Source organism: Bradyrhizobium sp. AZCC 1578 (assembly GCF_036924675.1).
In the GTDB taxonomy this organism is placed as follows: Bacteria; Pseudomonadota; Alphaproteobacteria; order Rhizobiales; family Xanthobacteraceae; genus Bradyrhizobium.
This window is the reverse complement of the sequence record NZ_JAZHRZ010000001.1, coordinates 1,421,310-1,434,755: the sequence shown is the minus strand read 5'-3', so window position 1 is coordinate 1,434,755 and position 13,446 is coordinate 1,421,310. Positions and strand designations below refer to the sequence as shown.

13 protein-coding genes are annotated in these 13,446 nt (G+C 62.9%); 8 read left to right on the top strand and 5 right to left on the bottom strand.

What is annotated here, in order from left to right; all coding sequences use genetic code 11:
- Nucleotides 1-270 precede the first annotated feature (270 nt).
- Together V1290_RS07395 and V1290_RS07390 are read left to right on the top strand one after the other, a co-directional pair.
- Nucleotides 271-648: an Hpt domain-containing protein gene (locus tag V1290_RS07395; RefSeq protein ID WP_334363771.1), complete on the top strand. Its 378-nt coding sequence runs from the start codon at nucleotides 271-273 to the stop codon at nucleotides 646-648.
- A gap of 135 nt (nucleotides 649-783) precedes the next feature.
- A complete protein-coding gene (locus V1290_RS07390) occupies nucleotides 784-1,104 on the top strand; it encodes a 2Fe-2S iron-sulfur cluster-binding protein (RefSeq protein WP_028348595.1) in 321 nt (106 codons plus the stop codon).
- Between the two features lie 25 nt (nucleotides 1,105-1,129).
- Here the strand turns inward: V1290_RS07390 and V1290_RS07385 are convergent, their stop codons facing one another.
- On the bottom strand, nucleotides 1,130-1,585 hold the full coding sequence (locus V1290_RS07385) for an acyl-CoA thioesterase (RefSeq protein ID WP_334363770.1): 456 nt from the start codon (nucleotides 1,583-1,585) through the stop codon (nucleotides 1,130-1,132).
- Between the two features lie 157 nt (nucleotides 1,586-1,742).
- Here V1290_RS07385 and V1290_RS07380 point away from each other — a divergent pair, with 157 nt between their 5' ends.
- Nucleotides 1,743-2,771 (top strand): NAD(P)/FAD-dependent oxidoreductase, encoded by a 1,029-nt coding sequence (locus V1290_RS07380; RefSeq protein WP_334363769.1) that lies wholly within the window; start codon nucleotides 1,743-1,745, stop codon nucleotides 2,769-2,771.
- A 125-nt stretch (nucleotides 2,772-2,896) separates the two neighbouring features.
- Complete coding sequence (locus V1290_RS07375) at nucleotides 2,897-3,505, top strand: DUF2147 domain-containing protein (RefSeq protein ID WP_334363768.1); 609 nt, start codon at nucleotides 2,897-2,899, stop codon at nucleotides 3,503-3,505.
- On the opposite strand, the gene V1290_RS07370 is transcribed toward V1290_RS07375, so the two are convergent.
- Nucleotides 3,502-5,490, bottom strand: coding sequence for a hypothetical protein (locus V1290_RS07370; RefSeq protein WP_334363767.1), 1,989 nt, complete (start codon nucleotides 5,488-5,490; stop codon nucleotides 3,502-3,504). The two genes, V1290_RS07375 and V1290_RS07370, sit on opposite strands and share 4 nt — an antisense overlap.
- A 97-nt stretch (nucleotides 5,491-5,587) precedes the next feature.
- Complete coding sequence (locus tag V1290_RS07365; protein ID WP_334363766.1) at nucleotides 5,588-6,643, bottom strand: lysylphosphatidylglycerol synthase transmembrane domain-containing protein; 1,056 nt, start codon at nucleotides 6,641-6,643, stop codon at nucleotides 5,588-5,590.
- A gap of 386 nt (nucleotides 6,644-7,029) precedes the next feature.
- Here V1290_RS07365 and V1290_RS07360 point away from each other — a divergent pair, with 386 nt between their 5' ends.
- Nucleotides 7,030-7,536 carry a YciE/YciF ferroxidase family protein gene (locus V1290_RS07360; protein ID WP_334363765.1) on the top strand — a complete coding sequence of 169 codons (507 nt, stop codon included), beginning with the start codon at nucleotides 7,030-7,032 and terminating at the stop codon, nucleotides 7,534-7,536.
- 171 nt (nucleotides 7,537-7,707) lie between these two features.
- Complete coding sequence (locus V1290_RS07355; protein ID WP_334363764.1) at nucleotides 7,708-10,110, top strand: EAL domain-containing protein; 2,403 nt, start codon at nucleotides 7,708-7,710, stop codon at nucleotides 10,108-10,110.
- Nucleotides 10,111-10,129: 19 nt separating this feature from the next.
- Here V1290_RS07355 and V1290_RS07350 read toward each other — a convergent pair whose 3' ends face one another.
- Nucleotides 10,130-10,564, bottom strand: a complete 435-nt coding sequence (locus V1290_RS07350) for a hypothetical protein (protein WP_334363762.1) — start codon at nucleotides 10,562-10,564, stop codon at nucleotides 10,130-10,132.
- Between the two features lie 71 nt (nucleotides 10,565-10,635).
- Here V1290_RS07350 and V1290_RS07345 point away from each other — a divergent pair, with 71 nt between their 5' ends.
- Nucleotides 10,636-11,268 carry a hypothetical protein gene (locus tag V1290_RS07345; protein ID WP_334363761.1) on the top strand — a complete coding sequence of 211 codons (633 nt, stop codon included), beginning with the start codon at nucleotides 10,636-10,638 and terminating at the stop codon, nucleotides 11,266-11,268.
- Nucleotides 11,269-11,338: 70 nt separating this feature from the next.
- On the top strand, nucleotides 11,339-11,947 hold the full coding sequence (locus tag V1290_RS07340) for a YdcF family protein (protein ID WP_334363760.1): 609 nt from the start codon (nucleotides 11,339-11,341) through the stop codon (nucleotides 11,945-11,947).
- 2 nt (nucleotides 11,948-11,949) lie between these two features.
- On the opposite strand, the gene V1290_RS07335 is transcribed toward V1290_RS07340, so the two are convergent.
- Nucleotides 11,950-13,290: an aminotransferase-like domain-containing protein gene (locus V1290_RS07335; protein ID WP_334363758.1), complete on the bottom strand. Its 1,341-nt coding sequence runs from the start codon at nucleotides 13,288-13,290 to the stop codon at nucleotides 11,950-11,952.
- Nucleotides 13,291-13,446 lie beyond the last annotated feature (156 nt).

Sequence of the window (13,446 nt, the reverse complement as noted above, 5' to 3'; positions counted from 1 at the left end):
TTGTCCGCTCATCCGCGAACATCCTATTGGTTGAGCGATACGAATGAAATGGCCGTGATTAAGACATTCTTAATCATCGTTAACAGCTTTGTTCCTTAAGGCCCTAAGGATACACAATTTTTTGGAACCGAATCTGGAATCAAGGCGGATTGTCGGCAAAAGCAAGGCAAAGTTGCGGCGCATTCCGAGAACGTTCCGTTAACTGCTGTCGTGATTGGCTGACCAAAATGCCCTCCGGGAATCACGCGGCAGGGCGATCCGGACCTTGCCATGCCGCTTCATCTCGAACGGGTAGAATGGATGCCATCGCCACCGCTGGTTCCCGGCGACGGGCCGATTGATTTCGAACATCTCGACCGCATGACGCTCAGCGATGCTGGCCTCGAGCGGGAGGTATTGACGATGTTCTCGGCCCAATCGGCAAGACTGGTGCACAGGCTCGCCGCCATGCCTGCGGATGCCGGGACGCTGGCGCACACGCTCAAGGGCTCGGCCCGTGCGATCGGCGCTTTTGCGGTCGCCGACGCTGCAGCCCGGCTGGAGGCGGCAATCGCTGGTGGCTCCAATGCATCAGCGCCGCTCGCCGAACTGGACGAGGCCGTTGCGCAGGCGCGGGCAGCGATCGAAGCGGTTCTGCATCGTTCCTGATCGGAAAGCGGTCCGGATCGGCCAAAATCCCGGTAAAATGCTGCCTCAGGTTTTCTTCCCGACCGCTGGCGCTGCGCGGATCGACCCGTTATAGGACTGCCGGGACTCCTTACCTATCCGGCAGCACGAGCGATCATGGCCAAAATCCACTTTATCGACCACACGGGCGAAAAACGAACCATTGAAGTCGAGAACGGCGCGACCGTGATGGAAGCCGCGATCCGCAACGCCATTCCAGGCATTGAAGCCGAATGCGGCGGAGCCTGCGCCTGCGCAACTTGTCACGTCTATGTCGACGAGGCCTGGCGCGAGAAGGTCGGCGCGCCGACTCCGATGGAAGAAGACATGCTGGATTTCGGCTTCGACGTGCGGCCGAACTCGCGCCTGTCGTGTCAGATCAAGGTGAGCGACGACCTCGACGGCCTCGTGGTGTCGACGCCGGAACGGCAGGCCTGAACTCTGGAAGACGTCACCGCGCGCATCATGCCGGTCTTGCTCCGCGGCGAATCCAGCGCTCAAAATTGGCCAGGATCTCCGGCGTCAATGGCGTTGGCTTGCGCGTAGCTTCGTCAAGCAGCACCGAAACCGATTGCGCCGATGCAACGCATTTGCCTTCGGAGAAAACCACCTGATCGAAGGTGACCGAAGTTCGGCCGAACTTGACGACGCCCAGTCCCATTTCGATCGTGCCAGGCCAGCGCAATTCAGCGCGGAAATGCATGTCGAGCCGGACCATGATCCAGGTGACGCCGTCCGGCATCAGCCCGTAGCTGCGGTCCTTCATCAGCGTGACGCGGCCGGTTTCGAAATAGGTCGCGTAGACTGCGTTGTTGACGTGCTGGTTGGGGTCGAGGTCGGCAAATCTTACGTTGTCCGACAAGCGGTACGGAAAATCCTCCAGACGCGGGGTCGCGTCGGGACGCAAGTGGGCATTCACGGGGCCATCTCCGAAAGTCTCGTTTCCTTACAGCCCACTTGTCGAGTGACGGCAAGGGGTTGCCGCGGCCAGGAGCGCGATATTTGGCTTTCCTGTTGCCGCTGCCTTGGCTAGACAGATGCGGCATTTCGCCAGGTTCAACCGAAAAGAAGCTGATATGAGCGAAGCGATCAAAACCGATGTGCTGATTATTGGCGCAGGTCCGTGCGGCCTGTTCGCCGTCTTCGAATTGGGCCTGTTGGACATGAAGGCGCATCTGGTCGACATCCTCGACAAGATCGGCGGCCAGTGTGCCGAACTCTACCCGGAGAAACCGATCTACGACATTCCCGGCATTCCCTTCGTCACCGGGCAGGGTCTCACCGACGCACTGCTGGAGCAGATCAAACCGTTCGGTCCGACCTTCCATCTCAACGAGATGGTGGAGACGATCGAGAAGATCGGCGATCGGCTGTTCCGCGTGACCACCGATGCCGGCAAGGTGTTCGAGTGCAAGGTGGTGGTGATTTCCGCGGGCGGCGGTTCGTTCCAGCCGAAGCGTCCTCCGGTGCCGGGCATCGAGGCGTATGAGGGCACTTCGGTATTCTATGCCGTGCGCAAGATGGAGCAGTTCCGCGACAAGAGCATCCTGATCGTCGGCGGCGGCGATTCCGCGCTCGACTGGACGCTCAATCTGCATCCGATCGCCAAGCGCGTGACGCTGTTGCACCGGCGCGACGATTTCCGCGCCGCGCCGCACAGCGTCGAGCAGATGCGTGCGCTGGTCGCGAGCGGCAAGATGGATCTGAAGATCGGTCAGGTGACGTCGCTCGAAGGCGAGGGCGGCAAGCTGTCCGCGGCGATGATGAAGGGCAACGACAACGCGGTCTCAAGGATCGAGTGCGATACGATGCTGCCGTTCTTCGGGCTGACGATGAAGCTCGGTCCGGTTGCGAACTGGGGCGTCGCGCTCGAGAACAATCTGGTGCCGGTCGACACCGCGGCGTTCGAAACCAATGTTCCCGGCATCTTCGCGATCGGCGACATCAACACCTATCCCGGCAAGCTCAAGTTGATTCTGTGCGGATTTCATGAGGGCGCGCTGATGGCGCAGAAGGCGCACCGCTACGTCTATCCGGACAAGCGGCTGGTGTTCCAGTACACCACCTCGTCGTCGAGCCTGCAGAAGAAACTCGGGGTCAGCTGATTCCCAAAAAATGACAGTTGGGCTCGCGGAGCTTTGTCGGGGCGCGCGGCGATCGTCGCTGGAACCGTCCGCGAAATGGCCTTAGTCTGCGGCCATTCCTCTAGCGAATTGATCAGGTGATGACGATGCGCAAGCTGGCCGGATTTCAACTGATACTCCCGCTTCTGATCGGGCTCGCGTTCGCCGGTGAACTCGCCGCGCAGCCGGCGGAACCTTCTGCCGCCGGGCTGTGGGAGAAGGTCGAGAAGGGCAAGCCGGTCGGATGGTTTCTCGTCGTCGATCGCAACGGCACCTTCGAAGGCGCGTTCGCCAAGCTCTTTTCCGAACCCGGCGATGCTCCCAATCCGACCTGCTCGAAATGCACTGACGATCGAAAGGATGCGCCGTGGCTCGGGCTCTCCTTCATCCGCGACATGAAGCGCGAGGGATTGAAGTACGAGAATGGCAACGTGCTCGATCCGCGCGATGGCAAGATCTACAAGGCGAAGATGACGCTCAGTCCCGATGGGCAGACGCTGACGATGCGCGGCTATCTCGGCATTTCGCTGTTCGGCAAGGATGAAGTATGGACCCGGCTGCCTGATACGGCGCTGGCGCAGGTCGATCCTGCTGTCATCGCAAAATATCTGCCGGCGCATGCCGCGGTCACGAAGCAACCCGCAGGTTCGGCAAAGGCCCCGGCAGCGCCCAAGAAGACCACGGCGCCGGCGCCAGTTACTGCACCTGCACGCTAGTTCAATCCGGTTCTGCCTGGCGGACGTGGCACGCCCGGCAAAACCGGTATCGGCTGCATTGGTTGTGAGGTGACTTCAGGCACCGCCGCATCGAGCTGCAGCACGGCCGCGGCCGCCGGCACGGCGGCATCGGCCATCGCGGCGTGGCCCTCGGCGCTCGGATGCACCGCGCCGCCATAGACCGCGGACAAGACGCCCCAGGTCGCATCATGAATATCGGATGGCTGCTGCGACGCCGGCAGGCCCTGCGGGTAGGTCATCGCGGCGAAGTAGCTGTCGTTGGCGTCGCGGATCCAGCGCGCCCGCGGTAGATAGGCGCGGTACTCGCCGGCGCTGCGGCCGCACAGCATTGGCTGGTTGGCGGCGGTGACGAGATCGGGATCGAAGCTGTCGCCGGTCGCCGAGAAACATTGCCGGTCGAATTCGGGGTCGTTTTCGGCGCGTGCGCAGAAGCCGTGATTGGCAAAACTGGCTTGATGGCTGTCGACGAAGGTCATGCGGTCGGCGCGCGGATTGCGGCACAGGATGCCGCCCTCACAGAGCGCCAGCGCTCGCAACTGCGGCAGGAATTCGCTTTCGACGAAGTTCGACACGGCCGCCAGCCGCTGCGGCTGGGCATTGAACGAGGGATGAATGTCGAAGCCGGCGCGTCCGCCGGGGCAGGGCGCGCCGCCATTCGACAGCGTCGGATTGGCGTAGGCGGTGTAGACCACCCGCGACAGGTCGCCGCCGAGAAGCGGCTTCAGCGCCTCGCGCAGCTTGGCAAAGCCCTGCGGCAGGTCCCGCGTCATCGCACTGCGTGCGTCGTCCACCGAGGCCATCACGCCGCTGCGCCGAAACAGCGCGCGTTCGGTCGTCGTGTCCACGATGACGTCAGCGACAAGGCCGGAAAAGTAGATGTCGTTGGCGCCGATCGACAGCAGCACCAAGTCGAGCTGGCGGTCCGGCTGGCGGCGTTTCGCGGCAGTCACGGCTTCACGCAGTTCGGCTAGTTGCCCGTTGACGGTGCCCTGGCACGCACCGCCCGATTTCGACGGCAAGCAGTCGCGGGCGCGCTGCGAGCCGAACAGCCCATCGGCAATCGTGGCGCCCGTGCAGGCCAGCGGCAGATAGGTCACCGCGATGTGCGGATATCGTATGGCAAGGGCCAGTGCGGTCCGGGTCTGATAGCTGTACAGCGAACGGTGGCAGGCAGGGTTGAACCAGAGCGCGCTCTGCCGCTGCAATACGGCGAGGGAATCGGGCGCCTCGCAGGCCCGTCCGCCTTTATACCCCGCGCGGCTCGGCCGGTAATATTGCGAGGCCGCTGTTCCGAGATAGGAGCGGAAGCAAAAACCTTCATCAGCGAGCGCAATGGGACGGTCCGGATTTCCCTCGCCGGACGCGATGCTGTCGCCGAGACCCGCGATGAAGATGTCGCGTACCGCGATCTCGGTGAAAGCGCGCTGACTGCCCTCGGAGCTGGATATGTCGGCGGTCACGACTGTGGTGCGGCCATAGCGGACGCGGAGATTGACCGGTTCGGCGCAGTCGAAAGTGGAAGTTTGCGGGCCGTCGCCGTCGTCGACCGTCCAGGCGCAGGTCGCGCCGACCGGCACCGGGCCCGTCAGACGGATCACGACCGGATGATCGATCGGCGTCAGATAGCTTTCTTTGGTGTTGTCGCGCGTGCAGGGCTCGCTGACGCGGCCTGCAAGATCGATACAGAGCCGGTTCACGGTGTTGCGCGCCCAGCCGCGGCCGTCGCTCTGGATCGCCAGCACCTGCTCCGAAGCCAGCACGCTGCGGCCGCGTCCGGTTTCGGCATGCAGCAGGAAATCCCGCTCCTCGCGGAACAGGCGGAAGCGGTTACGCACCTCCCAGGAAATCTGCAGCGGCCCGTAGCCGCCGGCGGTCTGGGCTTCCGCCGCGGACGTGACTATTCCAGTCAGCACGCCGGCAAGCAGCGCGGCCGACATCATCGAACGTAGGAGAATTCCAGCCATGGCGTCGTTTGACGTTAGTGGTAAGGCAGAAATAAGAGAATGAGGCAGCTCCGGCCCAAAACACCAGACGGCGCAGATAACGACGCCGTTACCAGCTTCAGGGTTGCCGGCCCTTGATCGGTTGCCGCACCCTGGCCTTGGCCGTACAGGCTTCGCTGAGCCGGCGCCGTTCCTGCCAGGGCTGCACCACGCTGAGCCAGACTTCGCGCGTCCCCATGATCGAAATCGAGATGCCGAAGGGGATCAGGAAGTAGAGGATCCGGAACACCACCAGCGTCGCCAGCAATTCTTCCCTGCCGAACTGTGGCAGCGCCACCAGCATCGCCGCGTCGAACACGCCGATGCTGCCGGGCGCATGGCTGGCAAAACCGAGCAGCGTCGCCAGGATGAATACCACCGCCAGCGAAACGAAATCGATGTGCGGCGCCATCGGCATCAACAGATACATCGCCAGCGCGCAGAAGCCGAGATCGACGACGCCGATGAGGATCTGCAGCAGCGTCAGCCGGGCGGAGGGCAACACGACCTTCCAGCCGTTCTGGCCGAGTTCGCGGCGGCCCTCGCCCATCAATAGCCAGACGAAATAGGCGGCGATGCCGGCAAGGCAGCCGATCGCGATCAAGCGGTTCATGGCCGGCGGCAACAGGTCCATCGCCGACGCCGCCTCGGGATGCCAAGCCATGCCCAGGCCGAGCACGAACAGATTGCCGAGCCAGAAGGTGAGGCCCGAGAGGAAGCAGATTTTTGCGACATCGATCGCCGTCAGACCGTAGTCCGAATAGATCCGGAACCTGATCGCGCCGCCGGTAAACACGGTGGCGCCGATATTGTGGCCGATGGTGTAGCTCGTGAAGCTCGACAGCGCGGCGATGCGATAGGGCACGTGCGTCTTGCCAATGGTTCGCAAGGCAAAGAAATCATAGAAAGTCAGCGTGCAAAACGCTCCCACCACGCACAGCGCAGCCAGCGCGATGCGATGCGGTGCGATTTCGGTCAGCGCAGTCAGAATGACCCCGGTGTCGACGCCCTTGAGGGTGCGCACCAGATGGGTGATCGCAAGAGCTATGATGAGAAGACTCGCGACAATTCCCAGCCGTTTCCAGCCGACCTTCTCCTTGAAGCCACGCCTGAGCGCGGTCAGCAGCCGATGCATTCATCCTCCCGGCGGGGCGGCAGTACGTAAAGATGGGGCCTGTCACGACGGGTGACAGTCGACGGTCAGAGGCACCGTGCGCGAAACCCATAAGCCAAAACCGGGCCGTTGTGCAGCCCTTGACAAGCATGCCTTTTGGCGTCGTTCGCCGCCTTTGTCATACGCCATACATATGTCGCGGCGTTAACGAATTTGAGTCGCAACGAGGTCCGTTCCGCGGGCACTTTTTGCCGCGCCGTTCCGTCCGTTCCATCGCGGCGTTTTCGCGGCTTTCAGGAACGTCCTTTTCGCAAGCAAGTTAGCCTCTAACAGCACCGAACATGAAGCGCGCGCCCGGCCAGCACGAGGCCTGCGCCCTGCGTGTTCCCAAATGAAGGAGAACCGCAATGGGACTGTTCACCAAAGACATCAAGACCATGAACGACCTGTTCGTCCATCAATTGCAGGATATCTACTATGCCGAGAAGCAGCTCGTGAAAGCGCTGCCAAAAATGGCCGAAAAGGCCACCGACAAGCAGCTCAAGCAAGGATTCCTGAGCCATCTCGACGAAACCAAGACGCATGTGCAGCGCCTCGAAGAGATATTCCGTATGCACGGCGCCGAGGTGAAGGCGGTCGATTGCCCGGCGATCGACGGCATCATCGAGGAAGCCGATGATGTCGCGGGCGAGATCGCTGATAAGGCCGTGTTGGACGCGGCCCTGATCAACGCCGCGCAGGCTGCCGAGCACTACGAAATCACCCGTTACGGCAGCCTGGTCGCGTGGGCACGGCAGCTCGGCCGCAACGATTGCGCCAGCATCCTGCAGAAGACGCTCGATGAGGAAAAGACGGTCGACAAGAAGCTGACCTCGCTGGCGGAAGGCAAGGTTAACCTGCGAGCCGCAAGCTGATTCATCGCGCCATTGAGGCAAAACGCCGCGCGGTCAAGTGGCTCGCGCGGCGTCTCCGTGCCGGCATGCCTGGCATGCCAAAAAGCGTTTGTTCACCATCCGCGCAACTGCGTCGCGGCGGTTACGCCAAATATACCAATAGGGTGCTGTTACAGGCCTTCGGGGGTCTGTATGTACCGCGTCCTAACTTGCCTCACTGCCGAGCATGACTGGCGTCTGGTCGTGCTCGCCGGTGCCATTTGCTGGCTCGCCAGCGCAGTCGCCATCAGTCTGTTTCATCGTGCCAGGGCCTCGCGCGGCCGTACGCGCGCGATCTGGATCGGCCTCGACGCAGCGGTCGGCGGCTGCGGAATCTGGGCCACCCATTTCGTCGCGATGCTGGCCTACGATCCCGGCGCCGGAGCCGGATACAGCATTCCCATTACGCTGTTGTCGCTGGTCTTCGCGATAGGCATCGTCGCTGTCGGTCTGTGCATTGCGCTGTCGAGCGCACTGTGGCCGGTGGTTGCGATTGGTGGTGCCGTGATTGGCGCGGGCGTCGCCGCGATGCATTATACCGGCATGGCCGCACTCGAGCTTCCGGCGTTCATTGTGTGGTCGCCCGGCATCGTTGTGGCCTCGATCGTTTTTGGCAGCGTGTTTGCCGCCATGGCACTTCTTGTTGCCGTGCGTCGCGATGATCCCGTTTATACCATGGGCGCCACCGGACTGCTGACGGTTGCCATCGTTTCGCATCATTTCACGGCGATGGGCGCCGTCACGCTGATTCCCGACCCGACGCTCGGGACCGACGGGCTGTCGATTTCACCGACCGCGCTTTCCTTCCTGACAGCGGTGGCGGCGTTCGCTATCCTCGGGCTATCGCTGCTGGCGGCCATGATCGATCGCCGCGCCAAGGGCGAGCTGCATCAACAGAAAGTCCTGCTCGACACCGCGCTCGACAACATGTCGCAGGGACTTTGCATGTTCGATGCGGACGGCCGCATCCTGCTATTCAACCAACGCTACGTCGAGTTGATGGACCGGTCCGGCATGCCACTGCAAGGCCGGTTGCTGATCGACGTTCTGCGCGAACTGAAATCGGTCGGCGAATGGGACGGCGATCCCGATGAATTCTTCGCCGCGGTGGTAGCGGATGCCAAGGCCGGCAACACCGTGACCAAGTCGATCGGCCGCAACGGACGTTCGCTCCGCGTCGTCGACCAGCCGATGAAGGGCGGCGGATGGGTCGCGACGTTCGAGGACATCACCGAATGGCAGGCTGCCCAGGAACAGATTTCCCACATGGCGCGCCATGACGCGCTGACCAATCTGCCGAACCGGACGTTGTTCCGCGAGCAACTCGAGAAGGCGTTGCGGCTCGCCAAACGCAGCGATCAGCTTGCGGTGCTCTGTCTCGACCTCGACCACTTCAAGGACATCAACGATTCGCTCGGCCATCCAGTCGGCGATGCGCTTTTGAAAGAAGTCGCCCGCCGTCTCGGCGAATGCATCACCGAGAATGACACGGTGGCGAGGCTGGGTGGGGACGAATTCGCGATCGTGCAGTTCTGCAACGATTGCGACCCGTCCGCCGTTTCCTTGCTCGCCAGCCACGTGGTCGAGAAGGTTTCCGCGCCTTACGAGATTGCCGGCCATCAACTCGTCATCGGGGTCAGCATCGGCATTTCGCTGGCGCCGGAGGACGGCAAGAACCCCGACGAGCTCCTCAAGAAGGCCGACCTCGCGCTCTACCGCGCCAAGGAGGACGGCCGCGGCACCTACCGCTTCTTCGAGACCGGGATGGACGCCCGCGCGCAGGCAAGGCGGCTCCTGGAGCTCGACTTGCGCGCCGCGCTGCAGCGCGGAGAATTCGAAGTCTATTACCAGCCGATCCGCGACGTCGCCAAAGATGTCGTCGTCGGTTTCGAAGCGCTGGTGCGGTGGAATCATTCGCTCCGCGGCATGATCTCTCCGGCCAACTTCATTCCGCTGGCAGAGGAAACCGGCCTGATCGTGCCGATCGGCGACTGGGTGTTGCGCCGAGCCTGCCTCGACGCGGCCCATTGGTCGCAGGAGGTCGGCGTCGCCGTCAATCTGTCGCCGGTGCAGTTCAAGAATCCCAATCTGGTATCGACGGTGACGGAGGCGCTGAAAGCCTCGGGTCTTCCGGCGCACCGGCTCGAGCTCGAGATCACGGAATCGGTGCTGCTGCAGAGCAGCGAGGCCACGCTCTCGGTTCTGCACGAGCTTCGCGCCTTCGGCGTCCGGATTTCGCTCGACGACTTCGGAACCGGATATTCGTCCCTCAGTTACCTGCGCAGCTTCCCGTTCGACAAGATCAAGATCGATCGCTCGTTCATCACCGAACTGGCGACGCGCGATGATTCGATGGCGATCGTCCGCGCCGTGACCGGCCTCGGCAAGAGCCTGGGTATCATCACCACGGCTGAAGGCGTCGAGACCGACGCGCAGTTCGACCTCTTGCGCCAGGAGGGCTGCACGCAGGCGCAAGGCTATCTGTTCAGCCCGCCGCGCCCCGCTGCCGAAGTGGAAACGATGCTATCGAAGCCACGGGCGCGGGTCGTCGCTTAGTTTCTCAAGTCTTGCTTCTCTAAGCCTTGCGCAGCGCGAAATGCGCGCCGCAGAATGCCATCACGGCGCCGAGGCACAAGGCCGCAAGGCCGGCGAGCACGCCCGACACGGTCGGGACCGGGCTCGGCGCCGAGGCGGCCTGTCCGGCGCCGGCAAGGATCAGCACGCCGACCGCGATCAGGAATTGTCGCATCCGCTGCGGAATTTGGCCCGAGGCCGCGCTGTGCATCAGGTTGGCGGTAGAATAGCCGCCGGAAAAGCCCACTGTCGCGATCAGCCACCACGCGATTGCCGCGCCCGCGGGCATGAATTCGCTTGTGTCGGTTCGCCACAGGCCCCCGAGATCGAGCCCGTAACGCGCGCCCAGCATGTGCACGGCCAGCGCCAGCAGCACTCCGGAAACAATCGCGCCGGCCAGGATCAGGCGACGCGGAAAATAAGTCGTATCGGCCATGGCCCGCTTGTAAGGTAAAGCCAGCTCGCCGCGCAAGCAGGCCGCACTCAACCGACAACGGGATTTTTGAATTGCCCCCTTCATTAACGGAACAGGCCACGACAGCAGGGGAGGGCACGCCCGGAACCCGCTATGTTTACAAGGCATCGCTGGTCGGATCGGCGCATGAATTCGAACTCAGGGATGAAGGGCTGTCGTGGCAGGCGAGGGGAAAGGCCGGGATCTGGCCGTACGTCGATATCGTGGCTGTGCGTCTCTCCTACCGGCCAATGTCGATGCAGTCGCGCCGGTTTCGCGCCGACATCGAACACAAGAGCGGCCAGCGCATCACCGCTTTTTCGACAAGCTGGCACACGGTCGTGCTGATGACGCCGCAGGACCGCGATTACCGCGCCTTTATCGAGCAATTGCATGCGCGCCTGAAGGCCGCGCGCGGCACGGTCGCGTTGGTCGGCGGCATCGGGCCGATGACCTATGCCGGCGGCTGTCTGCTATTGGCGTTGGTCGCGATCGCGATCGCAGGATTGCTCGCGCGCGCAGTCGCTACGGGTGAATTCGCGGGCGCTTTGTTTCTGGTCGGGTTCGCCGCCCTGTTCGGATGGCAGATGGGCGGCTTCATCTGGCGCAACAAGCCCCGGCTCTACACGTTCGATGAGCTGCCCGAGACGTTGCTGCCGGCGGCGCCTCGCAATCCGGCGAAATGAAATGTGACTTCGCCGGACGCGTGACGCACGGCATGATGATCGGACCGTTTTCGCTATCAGACGAACTGCCGTGACGGATCGAAACAGGCGATCGCCAACTGAGGCCGAGATTGCCGCGATCAACACGCGGCATCTGATCGAGACGCCGTTACGGCCGGCCGATCTGCTGTTCGTATTCGGAACGCGCGAGGATGTCGAGGAGCGCGTTGATGAAGCCTGCAGGCTGTGGCGCGACGGATATTTTCGCTGGGCGATCGTAAGCGGCGGCGTGACGCCGGGATCGGATTTGTCGGAATGCGAGGTCATTGCGGATGCCATGATCGCGCGGGGCGTTCCGGCCGATATCATCCTGAGAGAGGACCGCGCGATGAACACCGGCGAAAACGTGATCTTTTCGCTGCCGATCATCGACGCTGCGCTCGGCCTTGCCAACATCCGAAGCGTGATCTGCCTCGGTAATACATGGACCGCGCGCCGCTATCCGATGACGCTGCACCGACACTGGCCGGAAGTGGAGAAGATGCTGGTCATGGTCGACAGTTTCACAACGCCGCGGGCGCTCTGGCACACCGACGCCGAATTCAGCCGCCGCATGCTCCAGGAATGGGACAAGATCGAGCCGTACCAGGCGAGGGGCTTCATCGCGGAATGGCCGGCAGGCCCGGCAGGCGACCGATAGTTCTACTCGGTCGTATCGACGTCTTCTTTCGCCGTCAGCATTCCCGACAACGTTCGCAGCGCCAGTTCGAGCTGTTCGGTGCTGGGAGCGCCGAGCGCCAGGCGGACAGCGTTGGGGGCGTGGCCTGGACTTACCGCGAAGGTGGTCGAAGGGGTCAACGCGATGTCGCGCCGGGCCGCAGCGGCGACGAATGTCTGCGAGCGCCAGTGCTGGGGCAAGTTCAGCCAGAGATGGTAGGATTTGACGTTGGCCTGGACCTCGAATCCGGCCAGGTATTTGGCCGCCATCTGCTGGCGCCGTGCCGCATCGATGCGTTTCAGGCGTGACAGTTCGGCAACCGTGCCGTCCGCCATCAATCGTTGTCCGGCGGCGAACGCAAATCCCGAAGCCGTCCATCCGCCCGATCGAACCGCGGACATCACGCGTTCGCGCAGCCGCGGCGGCGACACGATGAAGCCGAGTGCAAGGCCGGGCGCCACCTTCTTCGACAGGCTGTCGAGCGTGATGCAACTATCCGGCGCGAGCGCGGCCATCGGGGTTTCTTCGTCAAGAAAGCCGTAGACCGTATCCTCGATGACGGTGAGGCCGAGCTTCTCGACCACGCGCCGCAAATCGGCGCGGCGCGCCGCTGGCATGGTCATGCCGAGCGGGTTTTGAATCGTCGGCTGAACGTACAGCGCCGACAAATGCGCTTCGCGGTGAGCCTTCTGCACCGCGTCCGGGCGAACGCCGTTCTCATCCATCGCAAGCGGCACCAGCGTCACGCCAAGCCTGACGGCGATGTCCTTGATGAACGGATAAGTCAGCGCCTCGACGCCGCAGCGGCCGCCGCTCGGCACCACCGCCGCTAGCGCCGCGGCAATACATTGCCGCCCGTTCGCCGTGAAGACGAGTTGATCGGGGGCGGGAGACCAGTCCTCGCGGGAGAGAAACTCGGCGGAAATGGTCCGCGCCGCCAGCGTGCCTGCCGTGGTCGAGTGCCGCAACGCGAGATCGAGCACTTCGGGGCGTTCCAGCCCTGCAAGGCTTCTCGCGATCATCGCCGATTGCGTCGGCAATATTGGATAATTGACTTCCAGATCGATGCGCGCGCCGCGCGGCTCTGCCGGCATGGCGATACCGCGGCGCGTCTCGCCCGAAACGAACGTGCCGCGCCCGACTTCGCCGACCACCAGGCCGCGGCGCAACAGCTCGGTGTAGACGCGGCTCGCGGTCGAGACGGCGATCTTGCGCTGATAGGCGAAGCTGCGCTGCGGCGGCAGGCGATCGCCGGGCTTAAGCGCGCCGTTGGCGATCTCGGCGGCGACGGTATCGGCAAGCTTCAAATACTCGAACTTCGACATTATTGCACCGAGAGCAATGTTTTCCTTGCACCGAGAAGTGTATCGGATCATTTTGAACCCATCAAGCCCGTGATTGCACTGAGAGAGGTGCAAGCAATCAGAGCTCAATAGGTGCAAGCGCTCGGACAGCGTTTGCGTCGGCGGTAGCGCTTTGCG